The following is a 25,154-nucleotide window of genomic DNA, read 5'->3' as shown; positions in this document are numbered from 1 at the left end:
TCGGATGCCAGTTATGTCGAATAACTCTCCGGTTGCAATCCCGAACCTACAGGTGCGATCGCATTTAATTGCAATTCTGGGAGGTCTTCTTTGACTTGCTGCAAATTCCACTCATTCTTAAACAGCAACACGGGACGACCCCAATTATCTTTGACAGTAAGCGTATTGAATATTCTCCCTGCCTTTTCGATCGCGTCCCAACCGCCTGCCACCCAACGGGCTAAGTTATAGGGTAAGGGTTCTATGGTAGTTTCTACGCCATACTCGTTTTGCATGCGAAACTGGACGACTTCAAACTGTAACTGTCCTACTGCAGCTAAAATCGGATCGCGCTTGAAATCATCCATCGAATACATAATCTGAACTGCGCCTTCTTCGCGCAACTCCTGAATGCCTTTTTGAAATTGCTTGAATTTAGACGGATTGGGATTTTTTAGGTAGGCAAACAGTTCGGGAGAGAAGCAGGGGATGCCTTCGTATTCCAACTTTTTGCCATTGTATATCGTGTCGCCGATCGCGAATACACCTGGGTTATTCAATCCGATTACGTCTCCTGGATAGGCAGTTTCAATCGACTCGCGATCCTGGGCAAAGAGTTTTTGAGGACGAGAGAGGCGTATTGTTTTACCCGTTCGCGCGTGGTTTACCGTCATGTCTTTTTCAAACTTTCCGGTGCAAACGCGAATAAAAGCAACTCTATCCCGATGTTTGGGATCCATATTCGCTTGCAGTTTGAAGACGAATCCCGTGAACTCTGGATAAATCGGATCGAGAACGCCAAGGGAAGAATTGCGCCCGCCCGGTTTTAGGGCATACTCTAGAAAGGCTTCCAGAAATAGCCGAACCCCAAAATTAGTCATGGCACTGCCAAAGAAAACTGGGGTCATTTGTCCGGCATGAACGGCTTCTAAATCTAACTCTCCGCCCAGTTCGGAAAGAAGTTCTAAATCTTCTTTAAGCTGGTAATAGAGGTCTCGCTCGAGATATTCTTCAATTTTGGGGTCGCCGAGGCTTATCACCCTTTCTTCAGCTTGCTGGCTGCCGTGGGCGCGACGCTCAAACAGGTGTATAGCTTGTTGGCGGCGATCGAATATGCCTTTAAAGCGATCGCCTATCCCGATGGGCCAATTGACAGCATAGGTTTGTAACCTTAATTCTTGCTCGATTTCATCGATCGATTCTAACGGTTCGCGTCCGGGGCGATCGAGTTTGTTGATAAAAGTAAAAATGGGCAGCGATCGCATTTTACAAACTTCAAACAGTTTTCGCGTCTGCGGTTCCAAACCTTTTGCCGCGTCGATTAACATCACTGCATTATCTGCCGCCGCCAGAGTCCGATAGGTATCTTCGCTAAAGTCTTGGTGTCCCGGCGTATCTAACAGGTTAATCTGATAATTGTTGTAATCGAATTGCAACACCGTTGAAGTGATAGAGATTCCCCGCTGCTGTTCCATCGCCATCCAGTCAGACGTGGCTTTGCGTTGTGCGCGTCTTGCTTTTACTGCACCCGCTTGGTGAATGGCACCCCCGTAGAGAAGAAGCTTTTCTGTCAGGGTTGTTTTCCCTGCGTCTGGGTGGGAAATAATGGCAAAATTTCGTCTCCGTTCTACTGCTTGTTTTAATTCGGTTTGAATATCTGTCGTCATTAGTCAACTATTCTAAAGTTTGAGTTAGTTTAGATAAATATATTCGCGCGGCTAGCACTTGTTCGACTGTTAGTGTCAGTTCTGGAAACATACGCGAGATAATTCTTTCGTCTCCTCGATCGGGAGTCAATCATCATAAGAATTGTTTTGGTTAAACAAGAATGATAAACTCGATAGCTCAACTAGGCTAGCATAACTTTCTGTTATCTGTTTTACAGCGAAAGAACAGTGCCAGCACCGAACAACTTCTCACAAAGGCTTGAAGGTTGCCCGATCGCGATCGCCGCTTGCTTACCCATGCCAAAATTTCTTCTAATTCGATCGAGGATTAAATGGTTGGTCGGTGTATTGCGCGAGCAAATTAGCAATCTCAGGATCGTAAATGCGCAAGTAATTCCAGTAATTCCCAAACACTGACTCGACGTAGCCTTTAGTCTCCCGAAAAGGAATTTTTTCGACAAAAACATCGGGATCGCTAGCGCGATATCTTTCCAGCCATTGAGCGACATTTCCGGGACCGGCATTGTAACTGGCGATCGCCAAAAGCGAATTATTGTCGTACTCTTGATGGGTGTGGTCGAGATACCAAGTTCCTAATTTGATGTTGTCTTGAGGATCGGTCAGAGAATATTCCTTGAGTTGTAGTTGCTTGGCAATCCATTCTCCGGTTTCTGGCATGACTTGCATCAAGCCAACTGCTCCGACAGGAGAGCGGATGTCGGTTTCAAAGCGGGATTCTTGGCGAATGAGAGAAGTAACTAGGACGGGATTGAGCTGGCGCTGCTGCGACCAAGAGAGAATAGATTGGTAAAACGGAAAAGGAAAGAGAGCGTACCAGTATTCGGGTTTTTGCCGCAAGGCTTGCCATTGGCTTCGATCTTGAGGGTCTTTTCGATCGCGTAGCGTGCCAACGTTGTTAATTCCTTGCAAATGTTTGCCTTGGGCGAGTTTGAGCAGCCCTTTGGTAAACTGTTCGTCTACCGTGAGTTTCCAAGGATCGCGCACTTCGGCACGAAACAGCGTCCAAGCTTCGTCGTTTAAACCGAGGCGATAGAGTTCTCGAAAAGTTTCCGAACCTGCAGTTGGCATTGGTCTTAGCGTCGGTTTGACGAGAGTCGGTTGCATCTGGCGCACGTTGTTAAAATTGCCCACATTCCACCCTAAAAGGACGGCAGCACGCCAAGCGTAATAGGATTGGGGATGGCGCGCCAGAACATGTTCGAAAGCGGCTTTGGCATCCTGTTGGCGACCGAGCTGTTGCGCCCACTTGCCGATCCAAAAAGTCGCTTTGGGAGCTAGAGGACTTTCAGCATTGTTAGTCGCAATCGGCTGCGCCCATTGCCAAGCTTTCACCAATTCTCTGGCATCGGCATACTGTTGGGCAATCTGCCAACGATATTCGGCTGCTGCATTGGATTTGGCGTATTGAGAGAGCAACTTCTGTCGCGCTTGAGAGGCTGCTTTTTGATTGTTGAGAGTATCGAAAAGTTTGGCTTTTTCGAGGAGGGCTTCTGGAGTTTCTTTGGGAAATTTGTTCGTAACGCGATCGAGATATTTGACGGCTTCTTGAGGTTTGGAGAGGCTGGCTAAACGCCGCAACCCCAAACCGGTTTCCTCAGCGTTGGGAAATCTCTGAATTAGTTGTTGATAGGCTTTCTTTGCCTCTTCTATTTTGTCAGACAGTTGTAGACTTCTGGCAAGGCGATAGGCGCTTTCGGGGGTAGGAGTGGCTTTCGTATAAGCTTGGGCGGCTTTTTTATATTCGGCTGTCTCCCAGTAACCCGCGGCAATCATGCTCCAATTTTCTGGTTTTAACTGCTTGCCAAACTCTTTGACGAGGCGATCGCGAATAGCATTGCTTCCTTCGCCGTCGGGGTCGTATTTGACCAGGAGCAGCATCAATTGGGGCTGTTTGGGATTTTTTTTGAGACGCTCGCGAATGATATCGTGGGTGCGCGGATGTTGGGGAAATTGGGCGATCGCCCGATCCCAGTATTCGGGATTCGATTGCCCTAATTTATAAAGCGCTTCGGCAGCGATGGGAGACTGGGGATAGGTTTCGAGCAGCTTCTGCCAGGTTTCAGTGGCTTGCTGCGTTTCGTTGGTCAGTTCGTAGGCTCGACCTCGTTTGAGGAAAATGTAGGGAGCCAGCACCGGATATTTGTCTTCCAATCCTTCTAACTGTTGCAGCGCTAGGCCTCCCTCGTATTTTTTAATCAGGTCCGATGCCAAGAGATAGCGAGCGCGACTTCTGTCTAGCAGGGATTTTCCCGATGAGGCAATTTCTTTGAGTTGCGACTCTCTTTCCTGTGCTGGTAAAGTAGTTAAATTTAAAACAGCCGACGGTCGATTGAGTTCTTCTGAGTGCGACGTTCGCTCCGAGCCGAGATCGATGGAGGTTCGTTGTTCTATCCAGTCTACGGCTTGAGGATTGAGCCAGACCGAGCCTAGCAATGCTAGCAAGAGCGCTCCTGAGCCACTTAGGAGGTAGGTTGGGTTGATCCGTTGTTTTGGCATTAGCTCGTCAGAATAGTTACAACCAATCTCTATGTTAGCGGTCGCGATCGCTAGTTATCGGTTTCTCGCGATCGGCATCTAACTTCTTCCGCGCGGGAAGTCCCCTAATTTATCGGTGGGATGAGAGCGCGGGCAGCACTTATAATTCTTATTGAAATCTTCATATTGTTTGCCATGTAAGTGATATAAGCTAGAAATAGTAAGTGATATAAGCTAGAAATAGCTCAGAAATCAAACCGAGCCAAAAGGAATATACGGGCGAACCAGCCGTCAGGTCGTAGACACTCTACGCTGACGGCGCTCAATATGGTAACGCAGGTTCGCCCCCGCACCTCGTCTGCGAACATAACCGCAGTACTGATGGAATCTGGGTCAACACATAAAGAGTACTGCGGGACTCGCAGGAATCGAAAACGCCTATGCAGTTGAGGACGCGGATGCGCCACCTGCGGGCGCATCATTTGAGCGTCCGTCGGTCTGTCGGGGAGTAAGTCATGGGGCTGCTCTAGATAAGAAGCGAAACTCCAGTGATGGAAATAACTAGGAATGCCTAATCGTGAGGTTAGGAAGCTCCCGATTTATCGGGAGAGGATGTCACTTGTTGTTGGGTTGCCGATCGCTACCTACTGCTTCTTGTCTTGATTCTCGAAGCCGATTGAGGGTTTCATTATTTTCTAGCGACTCGACTTGGGGAATCACGCGATCGCACTGTGCCGAACTCGTCTCGGCACACATAATCGTCGCGTTGTTCGTCCGCCTGAGAAAGATTTGCTGGGGAGTTCTATAATCGAGCTGTTGGCTGGCAGGTTGCGGAGGAACTTGCGAGGGGCGATCGCTACCCGTGGCACCTCTTTCTATGCCAGTTTGCGCTTTAAGGCTTACTTGGGGAAGCAAACCCCAATTCATTGTTAGTGCGAAGGCGAATGTAAGGATCGGGGGGAATTTTCTCATGATTTTTGTCCCTCCTTATCGCTAAGCTAGAGGGGTGATGGCTGTGTTCTACTCTGGAACCAGCGATCGCGGTACAACGTCTTCTATTTTTGCTAAAGAGACATTTAGGAGGCTCTTACCGATGTCCAAACGAAAACGTAACGCACGAGCCAGAACCTCTATCCTCATCGCTCTGACGATGAGCATTATGGCTTTTGCTCCTATCATCTCATTTGCGCCTGCTTCTGCGCAACTGTTTCCGACGAGAAATTCTTCTAACAGCGTTTCTCGTCGAGGTCGAGTCGTCATTCCTGAAGGAACTCAAATTCCCGTCAAATACGAAAAGGCGGAAAAAATTTTGGTGACCAAGGATGAAACTGCGCCGCTGACGTTACAAGTCGCTGCTAATATCAGAAATCGCGCGGGGGCAATTCTCATTCCCACCGGAAGCGAAATTATTGGCGAACTTCGACCCAGAAAAGGCGGCTCGCAGTTTGTCGCCGAAAAGATCGTCATCAATCGCGAGGGAGAACGGACGATAGAACGATCGATCGATGCGACTTCCAAAGTCGTCAAGAGAACCGAAGTCGTCGAAAAAGGAGCCAGCGCAGACGATATTCTCGAAGGCGCTGCCATTGGCGGTGCTGCCGCTACCGTCCTGGCGGAAATTCTCGGCGACATCGATATCGAAGAAGTCTTGGGTGGAGCGGGATTGGGCGCTCTAGCCGGATGGATTTTAGGCAGTGGCAAAGTTGAATTGATCTCCATCGATCCCAACTCAGATCTGACTTTAACTCTAAACTCCGATCTGGTTCTCAGGAGATAAATCGCTCAACGATCGCATTGAGGAGAGCGATCGCGATCGACCTGCAAAAAAATGAATATTATGGAGGTGGCGCTAGTCGCTAAATAAGGACAAAGCTAGAGAGTTTGCTCGATTTGGCTAAATGAGCGCTCGCGATACCCAGTTACAATTAGATCGATTTTTGGTTTGTGGACTGGGGAGTTTAGGGCAACACTGCGTTGCCGCCCTCAAGGAATTTGGAGTTAGCGTAATTGTTATCGAGCAGGTACAGCCTCATAATTGGGAAATCTCTGACCTGCCAAACTTATGGGAAGACTTAATCTTAGGAGACTGTCGCCAAAATAGTATTTTGGAGAGGGCAAAGATCCGCCGCTGTCGAGCAGCGCTAATTGTAACCAGTAACGAGCAAGTCAATGCAGAGACCGCTTTAGCGATCCGCCAACTCAATCCCCGCACTCGCCTAGTCGTTCGTTCGGCAAAAGAAAATCTCAATCAACTGTTGAGCGAACAACTGGGCAATTTTCTAGCTTTCGATCCAATTCAACTACCTGCCTCGGCTTTTGCCTTTGCCGCATTGGGCAGCGAAACGCTATGTTTTTTCAAACTAGACGGACAGTGGTTGCAAGTTCTCAAGCGTCAGATAAGTTCGAGCGATCGCTGGTGTAATGTCCGTCTTCTCCACGAATTAGGCAGCCGCCAGCGACAAGTTCTCTATCATACCCATTATCCTGGCTCCCTACCCCGCACTTTCCATGACTGGGAACCCAACGAACTCCTTCAAGCTGAAGACACGCTAGTTTACCTCGAAACAGCCGAGCAATTGTTTTTTTCCCCCGCACAAACGCTCCCATCTCGACAGCTAAAGCGAACAGAATGGCAAAAAAACATTCTTCGCTTCCCCAAGCGATTTAGGGGGCAGTTGTCTAAATTCTGGCAGTTAAGCTTTCAGCAGCGAGTTCGGCGGGTTGCACTTTTGTGCGGGATTACGGTTTCGATTCTTCTGTTGATGGGAACCGCGCTGTTTGAGCTGTACTATCCAGGGATGACTTTTCTGGCTGCCTTTACTGCAACTGTCATTCTTCTGTTGGGAGGCTATGGAGATTTATTTGGAAATTTAGAACAGATAGGAGTCATTCCTTGGTGGTTGCAGCTATTTTCTTTGGGATTGAGCCTAGCCGGTACGGCGTTCGTGGGAGTCTTGTACGCTTTGCTCACAGAAGCGCTGCTGTCTTCAAAATTCCAGTTTATCAAGCGCCGTCCCCCCATTCCCCAACAAGCTCACGTTGTTATTATCGGTTTTGGTAGGGTCGGTCAACGAATAGCAAGGCTATTGCAAGAATTTAAGCAAGCTTTAGTGGGCATCACCTTTAATCCCGACTTCGAGCAGACAAATATGCTCGATATTCCTTTGATTTTCGGTAATTTGAAGGAAGCTCTAGCAAAAGCCAATCTTTCTACTGCCAAAAGCGTTGTTATCGTCACCGACGATGAAGTTCTCAATTTAGAAGCTGCTTTGATGGCGCGGGCAATTAATCCTGACAGTCATTTGGTCATTCGCACTTCCAGTCAACGCTTAAGCGAGCATCTGAGTCAATTATTGCCCAAGGCACAGGTTTTGGGAACCCATGCAGTAGTGGCTGAAGCGTTTGCTACTGCAGCGTTTGGCGAGAAGGTTATTGCCCTGTTTCGCTTTAACAACCAGACGATTTTGGTGACGGAGTATCAAATCGAATCTGAAGATACTCTCAACGGATTGCTACTGAGCGAAGTCGCTTACGGTTATGGCGTAGTCCCGATTCTCTACCAAAAACCGCCCAATTCTTCAATTTTGATGCCTTTGGGAGATATTCGCTTGGCTGCGGGCGATCGCTTGGTGGTTTTAGCGACCATCGACGGACTGCAACGCATCGAACGGGGAACGATCGACACCAGCGCCAAACACTGGCGGGTCAGAGTTGAAAGAGCGCTGTCTTCAGAGGCTATTTTTGAAGGAGCGAACGCGATCGCGCGGATTACCGGCTGTAGTCTGGGCGAGGCAAGAGAATTAATGAATCATTTGCCGAGAACCCTACCAATTATGCTCTACAAACACCAAGCACAACGCTTAATCCGAGAACTCAATAGGCTGCTAGTAAAAGCCAGTTTAATTTCTGGGGGCGATCGCTAAAAAAGCCCTCCGAAGAGGGCTTTTCGTTCTAAAGATTGGGAAATTGACTTTATCCCAACAACGCTTTAGCTTTGGCTATGACGTTATCTACGGTAAAGCCAAACTTCTCCATAACAACATTACCGGGAGCAGATGCCCCAAAGGTATCGATGCTAATGCTCGCGCCTTCATCAGTAACATAGCGACACCAGCCCATGCTAGAACCAGCTTCAACGGCGAGACGTTTTCTCACAGCTTTCGGAAAAACGGACTCTTTGTAAGCTGCGTCTTGTTTCTCAAATAGCTCCCAGCTTGGCATGGAAACCACGCGCACTTTCTTGCCTTCGCCGCGCAGTGCTTCGGCTGCCTTAACGCAGAGTTGGGTTTCGCTCCCCGTACCGATCAAGATCAGATCGGGCGTACCTTCGCTGTCGCTGAGGATGTAAGCTCCTTTAGTCGTTGCTTCGATCGAGCTTCCAGCCAGGTTGGGTAGATTTTGACGAGACAGCGCTAGCAGCGTGGGAGCATGGCGGTTTTCGATAGCAACTTTGTATGCGCCAGAGGTTTCGTTGCCGTCTGCCGGACGAATGACGGTAAGGTTAGGAATCGCCCGCAGCGAAGCAATGTGTTCGACTGGTTGGTGCGTGGGACCATCTTCGCCCAATCCAACCGAGTCGTGCGTCATAATCCAAATTACGCCCGCTTCGGATAAAGCCGAGAGGCGAATGGCGTTACGCATGTAGTCGGTGAAGACTAGGAAGGTCGCTCCGTAAGGAATTAAGCCCGAACCGTGGAGGGCAATACCGTTACAGATTGCTCCCATACCATGTTCGCGCACGCCAAAGCGGAGGTTGCGATTTTGATACTGTCCCTTTTGGAAATCGCCGGACACCTTGATTAGGGTATTGTTGGAGTGAGTGAGGTCGGCAGAACCGCCGATGAGTTCGGGGACGATGGGTGCTAGGGCGTTCAGCATCGCTTCCGAAAACTTACGAGTAGCTTGTGCCTTGTCTTCGGGCGTATAAGTGGGGAGGGCTTTTTCCCATCCTTCGGGTAATTTTCCGCTCAGCAACCGCTCGAATTCGGCGGCTTCTTGAGGATATTTGGTCTTATACTGAGCTAAGGTTTCTTGCCATTCGGCTTCATAGCTAGCGCCCCGTTCGACGGCTTTGCGGAAGTGCGCTAGCGCGTCGTCGGGAACAACAAAGGGTTCGTATTGCCAACCCAGGTTCTCGCGGGTGGCTTTGACTTCATCGCTGCCGAGAGCAGCCCCATGAACGCCAGCGGTATTGGCTTTATTCGGAGAGCCATAGCCGATGGTGGTGGTGACTTTAATCATCGAAGGCTTGTCAGTGACGGCTTTAGCCGCTTCGATCGCTTTGGTAATGCTCTCTATGTCTTTGTTGCCGTCTTCTACGTGCAACACGTGCCAACCATAGGCTTCAAAGCGCTTGCTCACATCTTCGGTAAAGGCAATATCGGTGGAACCGTCGATAGAGATGTGGTTGTCGTCGTAGAGGGCAATCAGCTTGCCCAAGCCTAAGTGTCCGGCGAGGGAGCAAGCTTCGCCGGAGATTCCTTCCATGTTGCAGCCATCGCCGAGGATAACGTAGGTGTAGTGGTCTACCAGCTTGCAATCGGGCTTGTTAAATTTAGCCGCCAAGTGGGCTTCGGCTATCGCCAGACCGACGGCGTTAGCGATTCCCTGTCCCAAGGGACCCGTAGTGACTTCTACCCCTGGCGTGATATGATTTTCTGGGTGACCGGGAGTTTTAGAACCCCACTGGCGGAAATTCTTGATTTCGTCGAGGGTAACGCTGTCGTAGCCCGTCAGGTAAAGCAAGGCATACTGTAACATGCAGCCGTGTCCGGCGGAGAGGACAAAGCGATCGCGATTAAACCACTTGGGGTTTTTGGGGTTGTACCGCATAAAGCGATCCCAGAGGACGAAAGCCATTGGAGCAGCTCCCATCGGCAGCCCTGGGTGACCGGACTTAGCTTTTTCTACGGCGTCAATTGCTAAAAAGCGGATAGAATTAATGCACCGTTCTTCGAGTGACTGGGTGGCAACAACCATAATTTTCTTAGCGTAAACGACGAATAAAACAACAATTGGTGTGAGTAAAAGCTTGATGGCTCTAGGTTGCCCCAAGGCTCATACCCATCATCCCATTTTCGGGGACGACGGGCAATAACCATGGCGAATTTTTAAAAAATTCTAAAAGCTAGGTTCAATGATATTTTTTGAAAGCTAGCGTAACGTTGTGGCCGCCAAAGCCAAAGGAATTGGAGAGGGCAGCTTCTACTGTTTGGGCGCGACTTTGACCGGGCACGTAATCCAAATCGCATTCGGGGTCGGGGTTTTCTAGATTGATCGTAGGCGGAATGCGGTCGCAGGCGATCGCCATTACCGTTGCTACGGCTTCAATCCCACCAGATCCTCCCAGCAGGTGTCCCGTCATAGATTTAGTGGAACTAATCGCTACTTTATATGCCTGTTCTCCCAGGGCTTTCTTAATTGCCTTAGTTTCTGTCGGATCGTTGGCAGGCGTACTCGTTCCGTGAGCGTTGATATAGTGAATTGCCTCTGGTTGCAGCCCTCCATCTTTGAGGGCGAGTTCGATCGCCTGCGTTGCCCCCTGACCCGACGGCGCGGTCATGTGATAGGCATCGCAGGTCATGCCGTAGCCGACGATTTCTGCATAAATTTTGGCATCGCGTTCTAGGGCTTGTTCCAATTCTTCTAGGAGCAAGATTCCTGCCCCTTCTCCCATGACAAAGCCGTCGCGATCGCGATCGAAAGGTCGGGACGCACGGGCTGGGTCTTCATTGCGGGTGGACAGCGCTTTCATCGAGGCAAAGCCTGCCATCGATAACGGCGTTACTGCTGCTTCCGTTCCGCCGCAAATCATCGCTTTTGCGTATCCTCGCTGAATTAAACGAAAGGCATCGCCGATCGCGTTCGATCCAGCCGCACAAGCCGTCACCGTACAGGTATTGGGACCTTTTGCCCCCGTATGAATCGCAGTCAGTCCCGCTGCCATATTGGCGATCATCATGGGAATCATAAAGGGACTAATGCGACTCGGACCGCGTGCGAGCAAGACTTCTTGCTGATCTTCGAGGACTTTCAGCCCGCCAACACCAGTTCCGATAATTACCCCCACTTGGTCTGCATTCAAATCGTCGATCGTCAGTTTGGCATCGGCAAGTGCCTGCAAGCTAGCAGCCACGCCCAACTGGGAGAAGCGATCCATCCGCTTAGCGTCTTTGCGATCGAGGTAGTCGTGAGGGTCAAAACCTTTGACTTCGGCGGCAATGCGACAGGCATGCTGCGAAGCGTCAAATCGGGTAATAGGAGCAATTCCGTTACGCCCGCTTAACAACCCTTCCCAGTATTCAGTGAGGTTATTTCCAATCGGGGTAATCGCACCTAGCCCCGTTACGACGACACGTTTGAGTTGCATATTTGCCACGATCCTACGATTGATAAAGGCTTGATTTTGCCCGGAATGCAGATAATACGGAAAGTAATTAATGTAATGATTTGGCGATGCCAAAGTCTATAACAATAAAATTTAAGCAGCAGCCTCTATCTTCTGGCTGATATGCTCTACTGCTTTAGCGACAGTATCGATCTGTTCGGCTACCTCGTCGGGAATTTCAATATTAAATTCTTCTTCTAGCGCCATCACCAATTCGACGGTATCTAGAGAGTCTGCACCCAAGTCGTTAGCAAAGCTAGATTCGGGCTTGACATCATCGGGATTGACTTCTAGTTGTTCGGCAACAATTTTTTTGACCTTTTCAAAAACTTCTTGATTCATTGCTGTTTCCTTAACCGCTAAAAACCTCGTATTACTGAGAACCGAGTCGAAAGCGGAGCGGGATTCCCGCTTCCCGATCGACACTATCTAAATTTAATCTTTTTCTTGCCCCATTGTCTCAAAGTGAAGCAAACATAAACCTGAATCTAGCACATTATCGGCTACCATAAACAACCATTACTCCCGCTCGGCTATAGAGAAAGGTTAGTATAAACTTACAAAGCACAATTTAGGGTGCCAAGTAAATCGTTTTATCCTTCATCCCATGGAATTTCCCCTGCAAAGTAAATTAAAAAATCCGCTTCTTTGGATACTGGGAGTCATGACAGGCGGTATCCTAGTTGTCGGTTTGATGACTTATCGGATGGTTGAAACCCCTTCATCCGAGCAGTTGCTCGACAAACTGACTGTCCCTACCACAAGAGAAACCTTGGCAGCGGAAATAGAAGCCAGCGGAACCGTCGAGCCGATTACGAGCGTTAATATCAGCCCAAAAAATCCCGGTCGATTGGTAGAGTTGCGAGTCGATCAAGGCATGCGAGTCAAAAGAGGGCAAATCCTAGCCGTGATGGAAAATTTGGAAATTCAGGCACAGGGATACGAAGCTCAAGCAAAATTCAGACAAGCCCTTGCCCAGTTTAAGGAAGCGCAGGTTAGAATTCCAGGAGAAATTGCCCAAGCTAAAAACCGTTTGGCTCAGGCTCAAGCCAGCCTCAAACAAGCTCAAGCAAAACTTCCCAAAGACATCAAACAAGCACAAGCGCAACTCCAGGCTGCCGAAGCGCGATTTCAATTGGCACAAGCTCGCATTCAGCGCAATGAAGCCTTACTCAAGGAAGGAGCGGTGACTCAAGATGAATACGACGCAGTGTTGAATGATTTTCGGACGGCTCTAGCAACTGGGATGGAGGCGCAACAGCGTTTTGAGCAAGCTAAAACGACTAGCTTTCCCGAAATAGATCGCTTAAAAGCAGCTGTTGCCGAAGCCCAAGTTCAATTACAACAGCGCCAAAAAACTGCAGAAGCAGAACTTGCCCAACTCCAAGCTGCCGCAGAAGCAGCCAGGGCAGAACTCGAACGGATTAAAATTCAATATCAAGACACGGTTATTAGAGCGCCTTTTGATGGGGTAGTTACCCAGAAATACGCAACGGTTGGCGCTTTTGTCACGCCGACGACTTCTGCTTCCGCTACTGCCTCTGCTACCTCAGCGTCTATTCTAGCACTGGCAAGCGGGCTAGAAGTTGTTGCTAAAGTCCCGGAAGTCGATATCGGTCAATTGCAATTAGGACAACCGGCAAGAATCGTTGCCGATGCCTATCCCGATAAGGTTTTTCAAGGACAGGTTGTTAAAATCGCTCCAGAAGCTGTGGTCGAGCAAAACGTGACTTCGTTTGAAGTTACCGTTCGCATCCTCACCGGTCAAGAGACGCTGCGCTCTAAGATGAACGTCGATGTCGATTTTGTGGGCAGACAACTTAGCAACGCTTTGGTGGTTCCCACGGTTGCGATCGTCACCCAAGAAGGTCAAACCGGAGTAATGGTTCCCGACGACAACCAAAAACCCAAGTTCAAACCCGTAACCATCGGACTCGTCCTCAATGACAAAACCCAAATCCTAGATGGATTGACCCCTGGAGAGCGAGTATTTGTCGATCTGCCAGAAAACAAAGACCAGAAAGAGATAGAAAAATAAGAATCTGAAATTTTACTATTCTTCATTTTAAGTTTGGGTAAGTTTTTGTCAAAAGAGCAGAAAATTTGATGATTTAGGATTGCTATGAGCGATCGCCAGCCTACTCCTTCCGATCGGTTAAACTGAGGCGCGATCGCTCAACCATTTTTTTCTCATTGTTGATAACTGGCAATGGATGAGTGATAACTAAAAAATTATGCCTTTAGCTTGAGCGAAAACTCTCCTTTTAGTAGGAAGCCGATCGGTCTTATTTTTTTTTAAATTAGATATAAATATTCGAGCAATTACTCAATATAAAAACTGCGAGCAAAAGGAGATATTTTATGACCGACACGAGCAAACGTGGATTTGCATCCATGGATGCACAAAAGCAGCGCGAAATTGCCAGCAAAGGCGGAAAAGCAGCCCATGCCAAGGGAACTGCCCACGAGTTTACCCCAGAAGAAGCCAGAGAAGCTGGTCGTAAGGGGGGTGAAGCTGTGAGCAAAGACCGCGAACACATGGCAGAGATCGGTCGCGAAGGTGGTAAGAGTTCGCGTAAAAGCAATCGAGACGAAAATAAAAGCAAAGAAGAAGACAAGAACGCTAATGGCAGTAGCCACAAACAACCTGCAAAAACAGAACGACAAAGCTAAAAGAACTAATAGATTTATTGCTGCCGAAATGAGGCGGGACGTGGAATATCTCCACATCTACGTTTGACCAGCGCTAGCACAATGCTGCCGGAAGCAAGTAAGAGGATAGCAATCGGGAAAAATGTTGTTTAGAAAAGGGCGAACTATGCAACGAAAAAAAGTTACAGAACAATCAAAAAATCGAGATCTATCTATCAATTCTGAAGAGATTCCAGCAGAAGCCAAAGATACTGTTCCAGCAGAACAAAAACTCAGTTCTAAAGAAAGAAATTTAACAGCCAATCCTGGCGATCGCATTGCCGATGAACCTCAAACAATTGAAGAAAAAGCTAAACAAATCGCCGTTGATGTTCCAGACATTACGGGCGACCATATTAAAGTCCCAACTTATTTTATTGTGGAATATCCTAATGGTGAAAAGAAAGCACTTCACCATGTCAAGGATGCAGAAGAAATTTCTGATGTCATTCGTCAAGCTCGCATGGACGAAAACGGCAATCGAATTTGGTGGTAAAAATAACGCGTTCGCCATTCACATTCGCAATTAACGATTAATCAATTGCGAATGTGAATTATCTTAGTCAAGCAGGTTTCCAAGTTCCGTGGAAGCCGTGAGGAACGACGCTTGGCAATCCCAAACAACAGATGGGTTCATCTTCTAAGCGATCGCACCTGTAAATTCTCACTTCGCTAGTATCGCTATTGCCATCGTAAACTACCGTCAATACCCAGCCCTCTTCCGAATTTGGCCCATTGGGGACAAAAATTGGTTCGCTGGGATAGCAATTTTCTCCTGGGTCTGCTATTGACAAATTGCTGGTTTTACGATCGAAACGAGCGATCGCGCCGAAGAGTTCTTCAGCACTATTCGCCCCGTCTCGATGGGTTGATAAATAACTATAGCGCCATGGCTGTCCGACTTGATGGGGCGCAACGGTAGGAAATTCGCATTCCTTGTCCAGAACTTCTTCAGTGGAGATAACTTTCCCCGTCTGGGGATTGAGGCTAATTTGCCATAGCGTTGCCTTGGCTGGAGTTTCTATCTTCCCCGTGGCGACTTCTTTTAAATTCTGATTGGTCTGAAAATCTCGATAGCGGGCAACTACAATGACAAGGGACCCATCAGTATCTGTATACCCATTTCCGAAATGCCACTGAAACCAAGGATCGGCTTCGCCACGACTGACAAGAGAAAGCGTATTGCGATCGAATACGAGAACTTGCGTACCCAATTCCGGTTTCCACTGCATCGCATCGCTGAAACTACTCAACCCCAATGCAGGAGGCAGGAAATTAATTCGCACTGGCGACACAAAAAAGATTAAATATTGCCCTGCCATAACAAAATCATGAATTAAAGGCACGCCTTCTAATTGGGTTGCAGTTTTTTTGACGATTTTGCCTGTGGAGTTGCTCTGGTACAAGTTCAGCGTAGCGTTTAACTCAGCAACCACCCCAAAGTTATAGATGGCACCCGTCTGGGGATCGATTTTAGGATGGGCAGAAAAAGGATCGCTCTTATTTAAACTCGATAAATTGTCGGTGCCGATAGTTTCAAGCGTTTGCAAATTTAGGGCGTAAGGATTGCCCCCTTCCCAAAGAGCCAATAATTTATTTGGTAATGCCATAACAGAAGTATTGGCACAATTCTTGAACTCTTTTCCCCATTGAGTCCAAAATGCTCCTGGAGCCTTCATGCCATAATTGGGAAACAGAAATTTATTGGCGGCGGTTTCTTTTTGATAGCCTTTCGTCTGGACGTAGCGATAGACTCCGCTTGCGCCTGCGTCTGTAAAATGGATGGCTAAAACTGCCCCATCTCCATCAAACCAATGTCCCACTCGCATTCCACCTCGTTCTAAGCGTCCGGGCCCGTTGCGATAGAAACTTCCCCGCAGCCCTTGGGGAATTTTGCCATAGAGGACGGGTAGAGGAGTCAGAGGAAATTCTTGGGCGGGTTTTTCAATAGCTTTTGACCAAGCTTTGCGATCGCTACTTAGCATCTCTTAGGTAACTTGGGTAACGTTATACTATTTTGAGTTGGGGATTGGCGATCGATCTAGGAGATTTATATAGGGATGCTTTATGAATGAAATTACCAGCAGTGGAAAAATCAAATGTATAAGTTTTTTAATCTAGGAGATGCGATCGCCTGCGATACACAAACCAATTATCGTAGTATTTAAGTCTACACAATCAACTTCTACGTGACCACCGACTCTCTCCTCAAACCCTTTCAACGCTTTGGCGTTCATCTCGGATTAGAACGCATAGAACGCCTCTTAGCAGCTTTAGGTAATCCCCATCGCAGCGTTCCTCTAATTCACGTAGCGGGAACCAATGGCAAAGGTTCTGTTTGCGCCTATCTTTCTACAGTACTTGCAGAAGCGGGTTACAAAGTCGGACGCTATATTTCTCCCCATTTAGTCGATTGGACGGAACGCATTTGCATTAACGACCAGCCTATTTCTTCCCGCGATCTAGAAGAAATTATTCAACAAGTTCGGGTTGCGATCGCGCCAAATGAAGAAAGTCCGACTCAATTTGAAGTCATTACGGCTGCGGCTTGGTTATATTTTGCCCGATCGCGGGTAGATATTGCCGTTATAGAAGTGGGATTGGGCGGACGATTGGATGCAACAAATGTTTGCGATCGCCCTCTGGTTAGCGTCATCACTTCTATCAGTCGCGAACACTGGCAAGTTCTCGGTCCAACCCTTGCAGATATCGCAGGCGAAAAGGCAGGCATCCTCAAACCCAATCGTCCCGCCGTCATTGGTAACCTTCCAGGCGAAGCAAAAGCAGTTATTTGTGCACGAATCCAACAGTTAAATTGTCCCGCCGTTTGGGTAGAACCAGCGGAAAAACTCAAAGAAGATTGGGCCAAATATGGAGAGATTGAATATCCTTTGCCTTTATTGGGAGACATTCAATTAATGAATTCTGCCATCGCGATCGCGTCTTTGCAAATTCTCCAGCAACAAGGTTGGCAGATTCCCTTAGAAGCAATTCAAACTGGAATGGCAAAAACTCGCTGGTTGGGACGCATGCAATGGACGACCTGGAATCATTATCCCCTCCTGATCGATGGGGCACATAACCCCGCCGCCGCCAAAGCTTTGCGTCAATATGTCGATACCCTAAAAAAAACTGTCGTTTGGGTGATGGGCATTCTCTCTACTAAAGAACACGACGAGATTTTTAAAGCCTTGCTGCGATCGGGCGAACATTTATATCTCGTCCCCGTTCCCGACCATAGTACCGCCGATCCAAAAGATCTGGCAACGCTAGCAGCAAAAATTTGTCCGGGATTAGCAAGCATTCAAACCTTTCTCGATCTTTTTCTCGCTTTAGAGACTGCTATTCACACTCATCCCAATCGCTTGGTTATTTTATGCGGTTCTTTATATCTAGTGGGACATTTTTTGCAACATCAGAGGAACACTTACACTGATAACTGATAACTGTTTACCGATAACTGATTTAACTGATGCTTGCCAAGAGAATTTTGCCTTGTTTGGATGTAAAAGCGGGTCGCGTCGTCAAAGGCGTGAATTTTGTCGATCTCAAAGACGCTGGCGACCCAGTAGAACTTGCTAAAATCTACAACGATGCAGGTGCAGACGAACTGGTCTTCCTCGATATTACAGCAACCCACGAAGATCGCGACATCATTATCGATGTCGTTTACCGGACGGCGGAACAAGTTTTTATTCCTCTAACCGTTGGCGGAGGCATCCAATCCTTAGAAATGATTAAAAATTTGTTAAGAGCGGGGGCAGATAAAGTTAGCATTAATTCGGCAGCATTACGCAACCCAGATTTGATCGACGAAGCTAGCGATCGCTTTGGCAAACAGTGTATTGTAATTGCGATCGATGCTAGACGGCGCAACGATCCTAGCAATCCGGGCTGGGATGTTTACGTGCGCGGCGGCCGGGAAAATACGGGGATCGATGCGATCGCCTGGGCAAAAGAAGCCCAAAAACGAGGCGCGGGAGAGTTGCTAGTTACTAGCATGGATGCCGACGGAACCCAGGCAGGATATGACTTAGCGTTAACTCGCACCATTGCCGAACGAGTAGAAATTCCCGTCATTGCTTCTGGAGGGGCTGGCAACTGCCAACACATCTATGAAGCCCTCACCGAAGGAGGGGCAGAAGCAGCGCTATTGGCTTCCCTGCTGCATTACGGACAATTAACTATCCCCCAAGTAAAAACCTACCTGCAAGAACGCCAAGTCCTAACGCGGGCACTGTAAGAAAAGTATTGAGATAATCTTAAGGTTGGAGCAGCCAAGATTATCCACCTTAAAAATATGTATTAGAATAGATTAAAGTTAACATTTTTTAAAATATGTTGATTCCTATTCTCATATTTGATGTGGCTTTGGTGGCTTGGTCGCTTCATCTTATGCAAGAAGCGTTCGAGCAGCAAGAATTTTCCCTCATGCTAGCTGGAACTCTGGTTGCCCTCGCTGCTGCGGCGATGTTAGTCGTTTATTTCCTGATGGGTCATTGCTTGAGCTATTTGATCTAATTTCGGCTGACCGATACTTTATTTTTCTTAATTAATTTTATTACTAAAAGTTAATTAATTAACTCTTGACAAAATAAAAAAAATTAAGGCAAGATAGAAAATGCACTTTAAGGGGTTATAGCTCAGTTGGTAGAGCACTGCAATGGCATTGCAGGGGTCAGCGGTTCGAATCCGCTTAGCTCCATGATTGGTTTTGCCAGCTCGTTCTCAGAAAATGTCACTGGAAGGATTATTTTCCCGTTGCAACCGACTCTAAATTGCATAGGCTAGTCCATTAAAATGGGCTTTATCTGTTAGCCAGGAAATTAATTTCCTAGCGGGTTACGGGCAACAATCGCGATCGCACCTCCCCAATTTCTTAGCAAGTCCGCCGGAGAATAAATTCTCCGTCTCACATATTAAGTCGGTTTAAACCGACTCCAAATTTTATAGCCTAATCGATGCAAATGGACTTTCTATATGAGCCGAAAATTAATTTCCTGGTGGATAATTTCCGATCGCAGAAAATGATAGCGGCTCGTCTTATTGGTTAGTTGATTCAAGCCACGCGATCGCGGTTTTATTTTGATGTCGAATATAGGGATTAGGATAATTCCAACAGGTTTTATTCCCCTGCTGGGATTTGCCTGTAGCGTTTATACCTTCGGACTATCGAGACAAGGAGAACAAAATCGTGTATTTCCAAAAAATCTCAACTTTACTGATTATAGGGCTTAGTATTGTCAGCTTAGCAATTACTGAATACGCGCAAAAGCGCGATTCAGAAGCACAGGCACAAAACCCTGCCCCGACAACAACCCCCCAAGAACGCCCAAGAGACGTACCTTATGTCCCAACCTCGCAGCCAGTCGTGGAGGCAATGCTGGAACTCGCCCAAGTCAATAAAAATGATGTGGTTTATGACCTTGGCAGCGGAGATGGACGAATTCCGATTACTGCCGCGCAAAAATATGGCGCGCGCGGTGTCGGTGTAGACATCGATCCAGAACGCATTCAAGAGTCTAACGCCAACGCTCAAAAGGCAGGAGTAACAGATCGAGTGCGATTTATCCAGCAAGACCTATTTAAAACCGACCTGCGCCAAGCAACGGTAGTCACGCTTTACCTGCTACCGGAAGTCAACTTAAAACTTCGTCCTAAGCTGTTGCAGGAACTCAGACCAGGCACTCGGATCGTGTCTCACTCCTTCGACATGGGCAACTGGAAACCCCAGCGTACCATGCAGGTAGGTGGTACTACCATTTATTTATGGGTTGTTCCAAAGCAATAAGCAGTCGCAGAATTACATGACTGTGTATAGAATGAGACTCTATTCTCAAAAACCTAAATTTTATTTCCTGAATACTAATGCAAGATTTTTGGACGCAGGTTTTAGAGTTTGCCCAAACCACGGCGAAAAATATCGGCAATCAGTTAATTGTCGATTTCGGCAAATTGCAGCCAACTCGCAAGGAAGACGGGACGTTGGTGACGCAGGCAGATAAATGGGCAGATAAAGAGATTCGAGACGCGATCGCAACTGTATTCCCCGACCATGGCGTTCTCACCGAAGAAACCGAACATGTTTTTCCGGCTAACGATTGGTGCTGGATCGTCGATCCCATCGACGGCACGACCAACTTTACGCGAGGAATTCCGATTTGGGGCATTTCTCTGGGATTGCTTTATCGAGGAACGCCTGTTTTTGGTTTTGTCCACCTGCCGCAGCTAAATCAGTCTTTCTATGGCTATTGGTATGGAGAGTCGGGACTAACTGGTCCGACTGGGGCGTATATGAATGGCGAACCGATTCACACTAGCCCCGACAATCCCAGTAAAAATCATCTTTTTAGCATCTGCGCTCGCAGTACCGACGTTCTTAAGCGCCCGTTTCCCTGCAAAATTCGCACCATCGGAGTAGCAAGTTATAATTTACTTCTCGTGGCATCTGGAGCTGCCCTTGGCGGAGTCGAAGCAACGCCTAAAATTTGGGATATTGCCGCTGCGTGGGTCATAGTACAGGCAGCAGGCGGCGTGTTTGTCTCGCTAGCTGCACAACCGATATTTCCTCTCAAAGTGGGTCACAATTATGGCGATCGCTCTTTTCCCTGTTTGGCAGTCAGTCGGGCTGAATTGGTAGCCGTTTTCAAACCATTAGTTGAATTTCTAGGCAAAAAAGCTTAGCTAATGAAAAGAAGCATTAAAAAGATTGGTTCGATTGAGAAAGTGACCTTTACTAATCCTACTCCAACTAATTCTGAAGTTCGTCTAATTAGTGCTATGGAGAGCGATCGCGAGAACCGACTTTAGATCGCATCAACTTCCGATCCCGGTAATCAAGGACTTTTTAGCAGTATTATTTGGCAAATCGGCGCGATCGCAGAAAACGAAAACGGCAAGCCCCAGATAGTTTTGTCGGATACGCCAAAGCGTTTAGCAAGTATTGATGGCTTCAAGGTAGAAGGTTCTTGCAATTCGCGAACGTAACAATAGTAAAGGCAGTAAAGGCGAAATTTTTGTTGGCGTGGATGACGAAAACTAGGGCGGTACGATTCGTCTCCTCCCGATCTCGTTTTAATGAGAGCTACTTGTTTCGACATCCATTCGGAGTTGAACTATGGGGCTAGCTTATTAACTCAAACAGATTTAAGAAACCGAGCTACCAAAGCTCATCACTCTCTTTGACAGCTTCATGTCTTCTTGTTCATCAAAAATTGTCAGAGTGACTGGCTTGGTTCGCTTGATAATGACTGCTATTCCCTGCGCTCTTTCTTGTTGCAAGTCTTCGATATATCCCCCTTGAGCCATGCGAGCCTCTTCGTAACTCATAAAGGGACCGAAATAGTAGGTACATTTGGGGTAATCGGTGACGATTTCTATCCAGTAGGCTAACCCCAAAAGATTTAGTATCCAAAGCAAAAGTTCTTTCATTACCTTTCCCAGTTTGGCTTTGTTCAAATTTTTTTGTTACCTTTATATCTTATTTTTTAACAAATCTTTATATTTTGTTATCGAGTGTCTTTATTTGTTATACTTCCTCGTCTCTATTTTGGGAAGTATCTGAAGAAACAGATTCGGGCTTTGATAAATAAACTTTATCTGACCAGCGCTGGCGATAAATCTCGTAAAGAGCGATCGCGGCTGATACAGAAGCATTCAAACTAGGCGTTTTCCCCGCTAAAGGAATCGTGACTAGCTCGTCGCAGGAGCGTTGCGTCAGCAAACTCAATCCTTCTCCTTCCGATCCGATAACTAATCCTATAGCCCCGTGCCATTTAATACTGTGCAGTGGTTTACCAGATCCCGCCGCAGTGCCATAGATCCAAAACCCTGACTGTTTTAACTCTTCCAGGGCACGAGTCAGATTAACCACTCTGGCGACGGGGAAGTGTTCCAGAGCACCAGCCGCTACTTTCATGACTGTAGAAGTGATCCCCGCCGCTCGTCGTTGGGGAATGATGAGTCCCTGCGCTCCGAAGGCTTCTGCCGTGCGAATAATTGCTCCCAAGTTGTGGGGATCGGTAATTCCGTCGGCAATAACGATGACGGATTCTGGAGTAGTGGCTTTGGCTCGTTCGATTAAATCGGCTAGTTCGATATAGGCATGGGGAGCGATTTGAGCCGCTATGCCCTGATGATTGGCTCCATGGGTAATTCGATCGAGGCGGTAAGAGTCAACTTCATCAATAACGGTTCCCTTGGCTTTGGCATCTTGAAGAAGCGAGAGAAAACGAGAATCATAACGCAATTTGGGAACAATCCAAATACGATTGAGCTGGCGATCGCTCTCTAAAGCTGCTATGACGGGATGGCGACCGTAGACGAGATCGCTAGCCTCTTCTTCGACGACTTGAGGGGTTGGCAGGTGCTTGCGACTGGCTGGAAAATTGTCCGTGCGACCTTTAGCGGGAATGATTCGACGTTTTTTTGGGTCAGTCTCCCGCGATTGGCGTTTCTTTTGAGCCATTTTTTTTGTTAAGAAATAATAATTTTTTTTGAGAAATCTACTCTAAATTAAGGTGTTCTAATAATTCATTTAAACGTTGGGGATTCTGAAGATAAAGATATCCAATCAAAGTTTCTAAACTCGTTGCTTGTTGATGGAGTTCGGGCGATAAACGGCGAGGTTTTCCCGTCGCAGCATTACGCCCGCGCCTTAATATTTCCCGTTCCTCGTCAGTGAGATAAGATTCTAGCACGCGCAAACAAGCTGCTTGGCTTTCTGCTCGAACTTGAGCAACCACACGATCGTGGTAATCGGATAACCGTTTTGGAGGCAGCAGATAGCGAGTTCGCACGTACAATTCGTAGACTGCATCCCCAATGTAAGCTAGCGATGCTGGCGACAATTGACCGATTAGATACGCGCGATCGACATCGGTACAGGCAATTTCACAGCCAACATCTGCCCCAGGGACGAACACGAGATTAGCTGGATTCCACTTTGACTGCTGTACGTCCACCCCTATCGTTGACCTCGATTTTTTTCATGACTCTTCAACTTCCTGCCCGCGAGGACATTAGGAGATTGCCGATCGTCGCGACTCCTTCTTTTTCTAGGGTAGCTATTTTGTGACATTAGCGATCGCTGCCTCTACCGAAGGTTGAAGAGAGAGAAAATTTTCGAGACGAACGAGTTTCACCGTCTGGGTAACGCGGGGATTGGTAACGATTTGCAGGCTGCCTCCTCCCGTTTTTGCTTGCTTGACGAGCTGAACGAGAGCGCCCAAACCAGAACTGTCGATGAAGTCGATTTGCGAGAGGACTAAGATAACATTCTTGGGACCTTCATCGATATAAGTGCTGAGGACTTTCCGAAAAGTCGGTTCGGAAAAAGCATCTAACAAACCAGTCAGACGAAAGATTTGGTAGTTGTCCTTGACTTCACGAGTTCCTCTCAAACTGACGGTCAAGTTTAGTTGCTCAGGAATAGCTTCCCTCCTTAGTAATCATAGGGTTAACAGGTCAATGCTATAGTATAGCGCAGTCTGAATTCTCAGTTATCAATTCTAAATTTTGAATTTAGCGGGGACGGCGCGGTAAAAATCGCTAATCAGTCATTAATCCCGCACGACCTCTCTCGATAGAGAGATTACTGCCTGCCGCTCGCGTCTCTACCGATCGCCGCTCCTAGCGCGTTTCTCTTTCATTAATTTTACAAACTGCTCGAATAAATAGTCAGCGTCGTGGGGACCGGGACTGGCTTCTGGATGATACTGCACCGAAAAGAAAGGTAACGATTTATGGCGCAATCCCGCTACCGTGCGATCGTTTAAATTCAAGTGGGTAATTTCTACCTCTGGATTTAAGGTATCAGCACTAACCGCAAACCCATGATTTTGGCTAGTAATTTCTACCTGTTGGCACAAACCCGCCGGTTGATTCAATCCCCGATGTCCAAACTTCAGCTTAAAGGTTTTTGCCCCTAGAGATAACCCCAAAATTTGGTGTCCCATACAAATGCCAAAGGTAGGCATACCTAATTCTAGAAGCGCTCTGGTCGTTTCAATTCCCTCGGCATTTGCTGCCGGATCTCCGGGACCGTTGGAGAGGAAAATGCCATCGGGATGGTATTTGAGGATTGCTTCTACGGTTGTATCGGCGGGAACGACGATGACGCGACAGCCATAACTGGCCAAACGGCGCAGAATATTTCGTTTGATGCCGAAATCTATCGCGACGACCGTCAGGGTTTCTCTGTCTCCATCGCCATTAAGGGGACGAAACTCCCAATAGGGAGCGGTTGGGTTAGTCCATTCGTAGACTTCTCGAGTGGTAACTTCTTTAACCAAATTCAATCCCGCCATACTCGGCGCCGCCTGCACCTGGCGCAATAACGTTTGAGGGTCGAGAATTTCAGAGGAAACGCTGCCATTCATCGCGCCGACAGAGCGAATCTTGCGCGTTATGGCACGGGTATCCACGCCGTAGATCCCAGGGATATCATATTCGACGAGATAGTCTGGTAAGGATTTAGTTGCCCGCCAGTTACTGGGGCGATAGGTGATGTTGCGAGCGATGACGGCTTTGACATGGGGGCGATTGGATTCTTCGTCTTCCGGGTTGACTCCTACGTTACCTAACTCCGGGTAGGTAAAGGTAACGAGTTGACCGCAGTAGCTGGGATCGGTTAACACTTCCTGATAGCCAGTCATTCCGGTGTTAAATACCACTTCTCCGACTGCCGTTCCCGTAGCGCCGAACGACCATCCTCGATAGGAAGTTCCGTCGGCAAGAACTAATAGGGCTGGCTTAGCCTCTGCAATTGGCATAGACATTCAGATTAATTTGCTAATAAGCTATCATTATATTTTTGGGCGGCGAGCGATAGACTAGAATAGATGGCCAATTTAATCTATCGATAAAGTTTGCCCGATTGACAAACTTTTTGCGATCGCAATAATCATAGCAGATCGCAACTAGCTCAAAGAGGC

Annotated in this window: 24 protein-coding genes and 1 tRNA gene; 12 read left to right on the top strand and 13 right to left on the bottom strand. The window is 47.6% G+C overall.

Annotated features, from left to right (window positions below; translation table 11 throughout):
* Positions 1–11: 11 nt before the first annotated feature.
* The 3 genes from prfC to PLE7327_RS14285 form a co-directional block, all read right to left on the bottom strand.
* Entirely contained in the window at positions 12–1,646 is a 1,635-nt protein-coding gene (gene prfC, locus PLE7327_RS14295; protein ID WP_015144517.1) for a peptide chain release factor 3, read from the bottom strand.
* A gap of 312 nt (positions 1,647–1,958) precedes the next feature.
* On the bottom strand, positions 1,959–4,163 hold the full coding sequence (locus PLE7327_RS14290; protein ID WP_015144516.1) for a transglycosylase SLT domain-containing protein: 2,205 nt from the start codon (positions 4,161–4,163) through the stop codon (positions 1,959–1,961).
* Positions 4,164–4,757: 594 nt separating this feature from the next.
* Entirely contained in the window at positions 4,758–5,069 is a 312-nt protein-coding gene (locus tag PLE7327_RS14285; RefSeq protein WP_041392166.1) for a hypothetical protein, read from the bottom strand.
* Positions 5,070–5,235: 166 nt separating this feature from the next.
* Between PLE7327_RS14285 and PLE7327_RS14280 the strand changes: the two genes are divergently transcribed.
* Together PLE7327_RS14280 and PLE7327_RS14275 are read left to right on the top strand one after the other, a co-directional pair.
* A complete protein-coding gene (locus PLE7327_RS14280; protein WP_015144514.1) occupies positions 5,236–5,919 on the top strand; it encodes a hypothetical protein in 684 nt (227 codons plus the stop codon).
* Between the two features lie 121 nt (positions 5,920–6,040).
* Positions 6,041–8,065 carry a TrkA family potassium uptake protein gene (locus PLE7327_RS14275; protein ID WP_015144513.1) on the top strand — a complete coding sequence of 675 codons (2,025 nt, stop codon included), beginning with the start codon at positions 6,041–6,043 and terminating at the stop codon, positions 8,063–8,065.
* Positions 8,066–8,114: 49 nt separating this feature from the next.
* Here the strand turns inward: PLE7327_RS14275 and tkt are convergent, their stop codons facing one another.
* The 3 genes from tkt to acpP form a co-directional block, all read right to left on the bottom strand.
* Complete coding sequence (gene tkt / locus PLE7327_RS14270; RefSeq protein WP_015144512.1) at positions 8,115–10,121, bottom strand: transketolase; 2,007 nt, start codon at positions 10,119–10,121, stop codon at positions 8,115–8,117.
* A 154-nt stretch (positions 10,122–10,275) separates the two neighbouring features.
* Positions 10,276–11,520 (bottom strand): beta-ketoacyl-ACP synthase II, encoded by a 1,245-nt coding sequence (gene fabF, locus PLE7327_RS14265; RefSeq protein ID WP_041392164.1) that lies wholly within the window; start codon positions 11,518–11,520, stop codon positions 10,276–10,278.
* Positions 11,521–11,622: 102 nt separating this feature from the next.
* Positions 11,623–11,871, bottom strand: coding sequence for an acyl carrier protein (gene acpP, locus PLE7327_RS14260; RefSeq protein WP_015144510.1), 249 nt, complete (start codon positions 11,869–11,871; stop codon positions 11,623–11,625).
* A 265-nt stretch (positions 11,872–12,136) separates the two neighbouring features.
* Between acpP and PLE7327_RS14255 the strand changes: the two genes are divergently transcribed.
* From PLE7327_RS14255 to PLE7327_RS25860, 3 genes are all read left to right on the top strand, one after another.
* Entirely contained in the window at positions 12,137–13,567 is a 1,431-nt protein-coding gene (locus PLE7327_RS14255) for an efflux RND transporter periplasmic adaptor subunit (protein WP_015144509.1), read from the top strand.
* Between the two features lie 323 nt (positions 13,568–13,890).
* Positions 13,891–14,202: a KGG domain-containing protein gene (locus tag PLE7327_RS14250; protein ID WP_015144508.1), complete on the top strand. Its 312-nt coding sequence runs from the start codon at positions 13,891–13,893 to the stop codon at positions 14,200–14,202.
* Positions 14,203–14,347: 145 nt separating this feature from the next.
* Entirely contained in the window at positions 14,348–14,716 is a 369-nt protein-coding gene (locus PLE7327_RS25860; RefSeq protein WP_015144507.1) for a hypothetical protein, read from the top strand.
* A gap of 67 nt (positions 14,717–14,783) precedes the next feature.
* Here the strand turns inward: PLE7327_RS25860 and PLE7327_RS14240 are convergent, their stop codons facing one another.
* Positions 14,784–16,205: a carotenoid oxygenase family protein gene (locus PLE7327_RS14240; RefSeq protein ID WP_015144506.1), complete on the bottom strand. Its 1,422-nt coding sequence runs from the start codon at positions 16,203–16,205 to the stop codon at positions 14,784–14,786.
* Positions 16,206–16,409: 204 nt separating this feature from the next.
* Between PLE7327_RS14240 and PLE7327_RS14235 the strand changes: the two genes are divergently transcribed.
* From PLE7327_RS14235 to PLE7327_RS26170, 7 genes are all read left to right on the top strand, one after another.
* Positions 16,410–17,663: a folylpolyglutamate synthase/dihydrofolate synthase family protein gene (locus PLE7327_RS14235; protein ID WP_015144505.1), complete on the top strand. Its 1,254-nt coding sequence runs from the start codon at positions 16,410–16,412 to the stop codon at positions 17,661–17,663.
* A gap of 29 nt (positions 17,664–17,692) precedes the next feature.
* Complete coding sequence (gene hisF, locus PLE7327_RS14230) at positions 17,693–18,463, top strand: imidazole glycerol phosphate synthase subunit HisF (RefSeq protein WP_015144504.1); 771 nt, start codon at positions 17,693–17,695, stop codon at positions 18,461–18,463.
* A 95-nt stretch (positions 18,464–18,558) separates the two neighbouring features.
* Positions 18,559–18,741 (top strand): hypothetical protein, encoded by a 183-nt coding sequence (locus tag PLE7327_RS14225; RefSeq protein ID WP_015144503.1) that lies wholly within the window; start codon positions 18,559–18,561, stop codon positions 18,739–18,741.
* Positions 18,742–18,852: 111 nt separating this feature from the next.
* Positions 18,853–18,925, top strand: a tRNA-Ala gene (locus PLE7327_RS14220).
* A gap of 534 nt (positions 18,926–19,459) precedes the next feature.
* Entirely contained in the window at positions 19,460–20,011 is a 552-nt protein-coding gene (locus PLE7327_RS14215; RefSeq protein ID WP_371265302.1) for a cyclopropane-fatty-acyl-phospholipid synthase family protein, read from the top strand.
* A 77-nt stretch (positions 20,012–20,088) separates the two neighbouring features.
* Positions 20,089–20,904, top strand: coding sequence for an inositol monophosphatase family protein (locus PLE7327_RS14210; protein ID WP_015144501.1), 816 nt, complete (start codon positions 20,089–20,091; stop codon positions 20,902–20,904).
* Positions 20,905–20,907: 3 nt separating this feature from the next.
* Complete coding sequence (locus PLE7327_RS26170) at positions 20,908–21,030, top strand: hypothetical protein (protein WP_256377694.1); 123 nt, start codon at positions 20,908–20,910, stop codon at positions 21,028–21,030.
* 26 nt (positions 21,031–21,056) lie between these two features.
* Here PLE7327_RS26170 and PLE7327_RS14205 read toward each other — a convergent pair whose 3' ends face one another.
* The 6 genes from PLE7327_RS14205 to carA form a co-directional block, all read right to left on the bottom strand.
* Complete coding sequence (locus PLE7327_RS14205) at positions 21,057–21,320, bottom strand: hypothetical protein (RefSeq protein ID WP_041392162.1); 264 nt, start codon at positions 21,318–21,320, stop codon at positions 21,057–21,059.
* Positions 21,321–21,366: 46 nt separating this feature from the next.
* Complete coding sequence (locus tag PLE7327_RS14200) at positions 21,367–21,651, bottom strand: DUF1816 domain-containing protein (protein WP_015144500.1); 285 nt, start codon at positions 21,649–21,651, stop codon at positions 21,367–21,369.
* Between the two features lie 97 nt (positions 21,652–21,748).
* Positions 21,749–22,687 carry a 23S rRNA (guanosine(2251)-2'-O)-methyltransferase RlmB gene (gene rlmB / locus PLE7327_RS14195; RefSeq protein ID WP_015144499.1) on the bottom strand — a complete coding sequence of 313 codons (939 nt, stop codon included), beginning with the start codon at positions 22,685–22,687 and terminating at the stop codon, positions 21,749–21,751.
* A 37-nt stretch (positions 22,688–22,724) separates the two neighbouring features.
* Positions 22,725–23,111, bottom strand: a complete 387-nt coding sequence (locus PLE7327_RS14190; RefSeq protein ID WP_041393333.1) for a ribonuclease III domain-containing protein — start codon at positions 23,109–23,111, stop codon at positions 22,725–22,727.
* A 174-nt stretch (positions 23,112–23,285) separates the two neighbouring features.
* Positions 23,286–23,633, bottom strand: coding sequence for an STAS domain-containing protein (locus tag PLE7327_RS14185; protein ID WP_015144497.1), 348 nt, complete (start codon positions 23,631–23,633; stop codon positions 23,286–23,288).
* A 201-nt stretch (positions 23,634–23,834) separates the two neighbouring features.
* A complete protein-coding gene (gene carA / locus PLE7327_RS14180; protein ID WP_015144496.1) occupies positions 23,835–24,992 on the bottom strand; it encodes a glutamine-hydrolyzing carbamoyl-phosphate synthase small subunit in 1,158 nt (385 codons plus the stop codon).
* Positions 24,993–25,154 lie beyond the last annotated feature (162 nt).

The sequence above is a fragment of the Pleurocapsa sp. PCC 7327 genome (genome assembly GCF_000317025.1).
GTDB lineage: Bacteria > Cyanobacteriota > Cyanobacteriia > Cyanobacteriales > Microcystaceae > Hydrococcus.
Note: the sequence above shows the minus strand (reverse complement) of the source record. Positions and strands in the feature narration are given on the sequence as shown.

Bases quoted from the DNA above. Each gene is read 5' to 3' on its own strand.
- PLE7327_RS14210 (WP_015144501.1), top strand. From the start codon at position 20,089: ATGCAAGATTTTTGGACGCAGGTTTTAGAGTTTGCCCAAACCACGGCG.
- PLE7327_RS14205 (WP_041392162.1), bottom strand. From the start codon at position 21,320: ATGTCGAAACAAGTAGCTCTCATTAAAACGAGATCGGGAGGAGACGAA.
- PLE7327_RS26170 (WP_256377694.1), top strand. From the start codon at position 20,908: ATGAAAAGAAGCATTAAAAAGATTGGTTCGATTGAGAAAGTGACCTTT.
- PLE7327_RS14250 (WP_015144508.1), top strand. From the start codon at position 13,891: ATGACCGACACGAGCAAACGTGGATTTGCATCCATGGATGCACAAAAG.
- PLE7327_RS14290 (WP_015144516.1), bottom strand. From the start codon at position 4,163: ATGCCAAAACAACGGATCAACCCAACCTACCTCCTAAGTGGCTCAGGA.
- PLE7327_RS14275 (WP_015144513.1), top strand. From the start codon at position 6,041: ATGAGCGCTCGCGATACCCAGTTACAATTAGATCGATTTTTGGTTTGT.
- carA (WP_015144496.1), bottom strand. From the start codon at position 24,992: ATGCCAATTGCAGAGGCTAAGCCAGCCCTATTAGTTCTTGCCGACGGA.
- PLE7327_RS25860 (WP_015144507.1), top strand. From the start codon at position 14,348: ATGCAACGAAAAAAAGTTACAGAACAATCAAAAAATCGAGATCTATCT.
- rlmB (WP_015144499.1), bottom strand. From the start codon at position 22,687: ATGGCTCAAAAGAAACGCCAATCGCGGGAGACTGACCCAAAAAAACGT.
- PLE7327_RS14240 (WP_015144506.1), bottom strand. From the start codon at position 16,205: ATGCTAAGTAGCGATCGCAAAGCTTGGTCAAAAGCTATTGAAAAACCC.
- hisF (WP_015144504.1), top strand. From the start codon at position 17,693: ATGCTTGCCAAGAGAATTTTGCCTTGTTTGGATGTAAAAGCGGGTCGC.
- prfC (WP_015144517.1), bottom strand. From the start codon at position 1,646: ATGACGACAGATATTCAAACCGAATTAAAACAAGCAGTAGAACGGAGA.
- PLE7327_RS14280 (WP_015144514.1), top strand. From the start codon at position 5,236: ATGTCCAAACGAAAACGTAACGCACGAGCCAGAACCTCTATCCTCATC.
- acpP (WP_015144510.1), bottom strand. From the start codon at position 11,871: ATGAATCAAGAAGTTTTTGAAAAGGTCAAAAAAATTGTTGCCGAACAA.
- PLE7327_RS14255 (WP_015144509.1), top strand. From the start codon at position 12,137: ATGGAATTTCCCCTGCAAAGTAAATTAAAAAATCCGCTTCTTTGGATA.
- tkt (WP_015144512.1), bottom strand. From the start codon at position 10,121: ATGGTTGTTGCCACCCAGTCACTCGAAGAACGGTGCATTAATTCTATC.
- PLE7327_RS14200 (WP_015144500.1), bottom strand. From the start codon at position 21,651: ATGAAAGAACTTTTGCTTTGGATACTAAATCTTTTGGGGTTAGCCTAC.
- PLE7327_RS14285 (WP_041392166.1), bottom strand. From the start codon at position 5,069: ATGAATTGGGGTTTGCTTCCCCAAGTAAGCCTTAAAGCGCAAACTGGC.
- PLE7327_RS14225 (WP_015144503.1), top strand. From the start codon at position 18,559: ATGTTGATTCCTATTCTCATATTTGATGTGGCTTTGGTGGCTTGGTCG.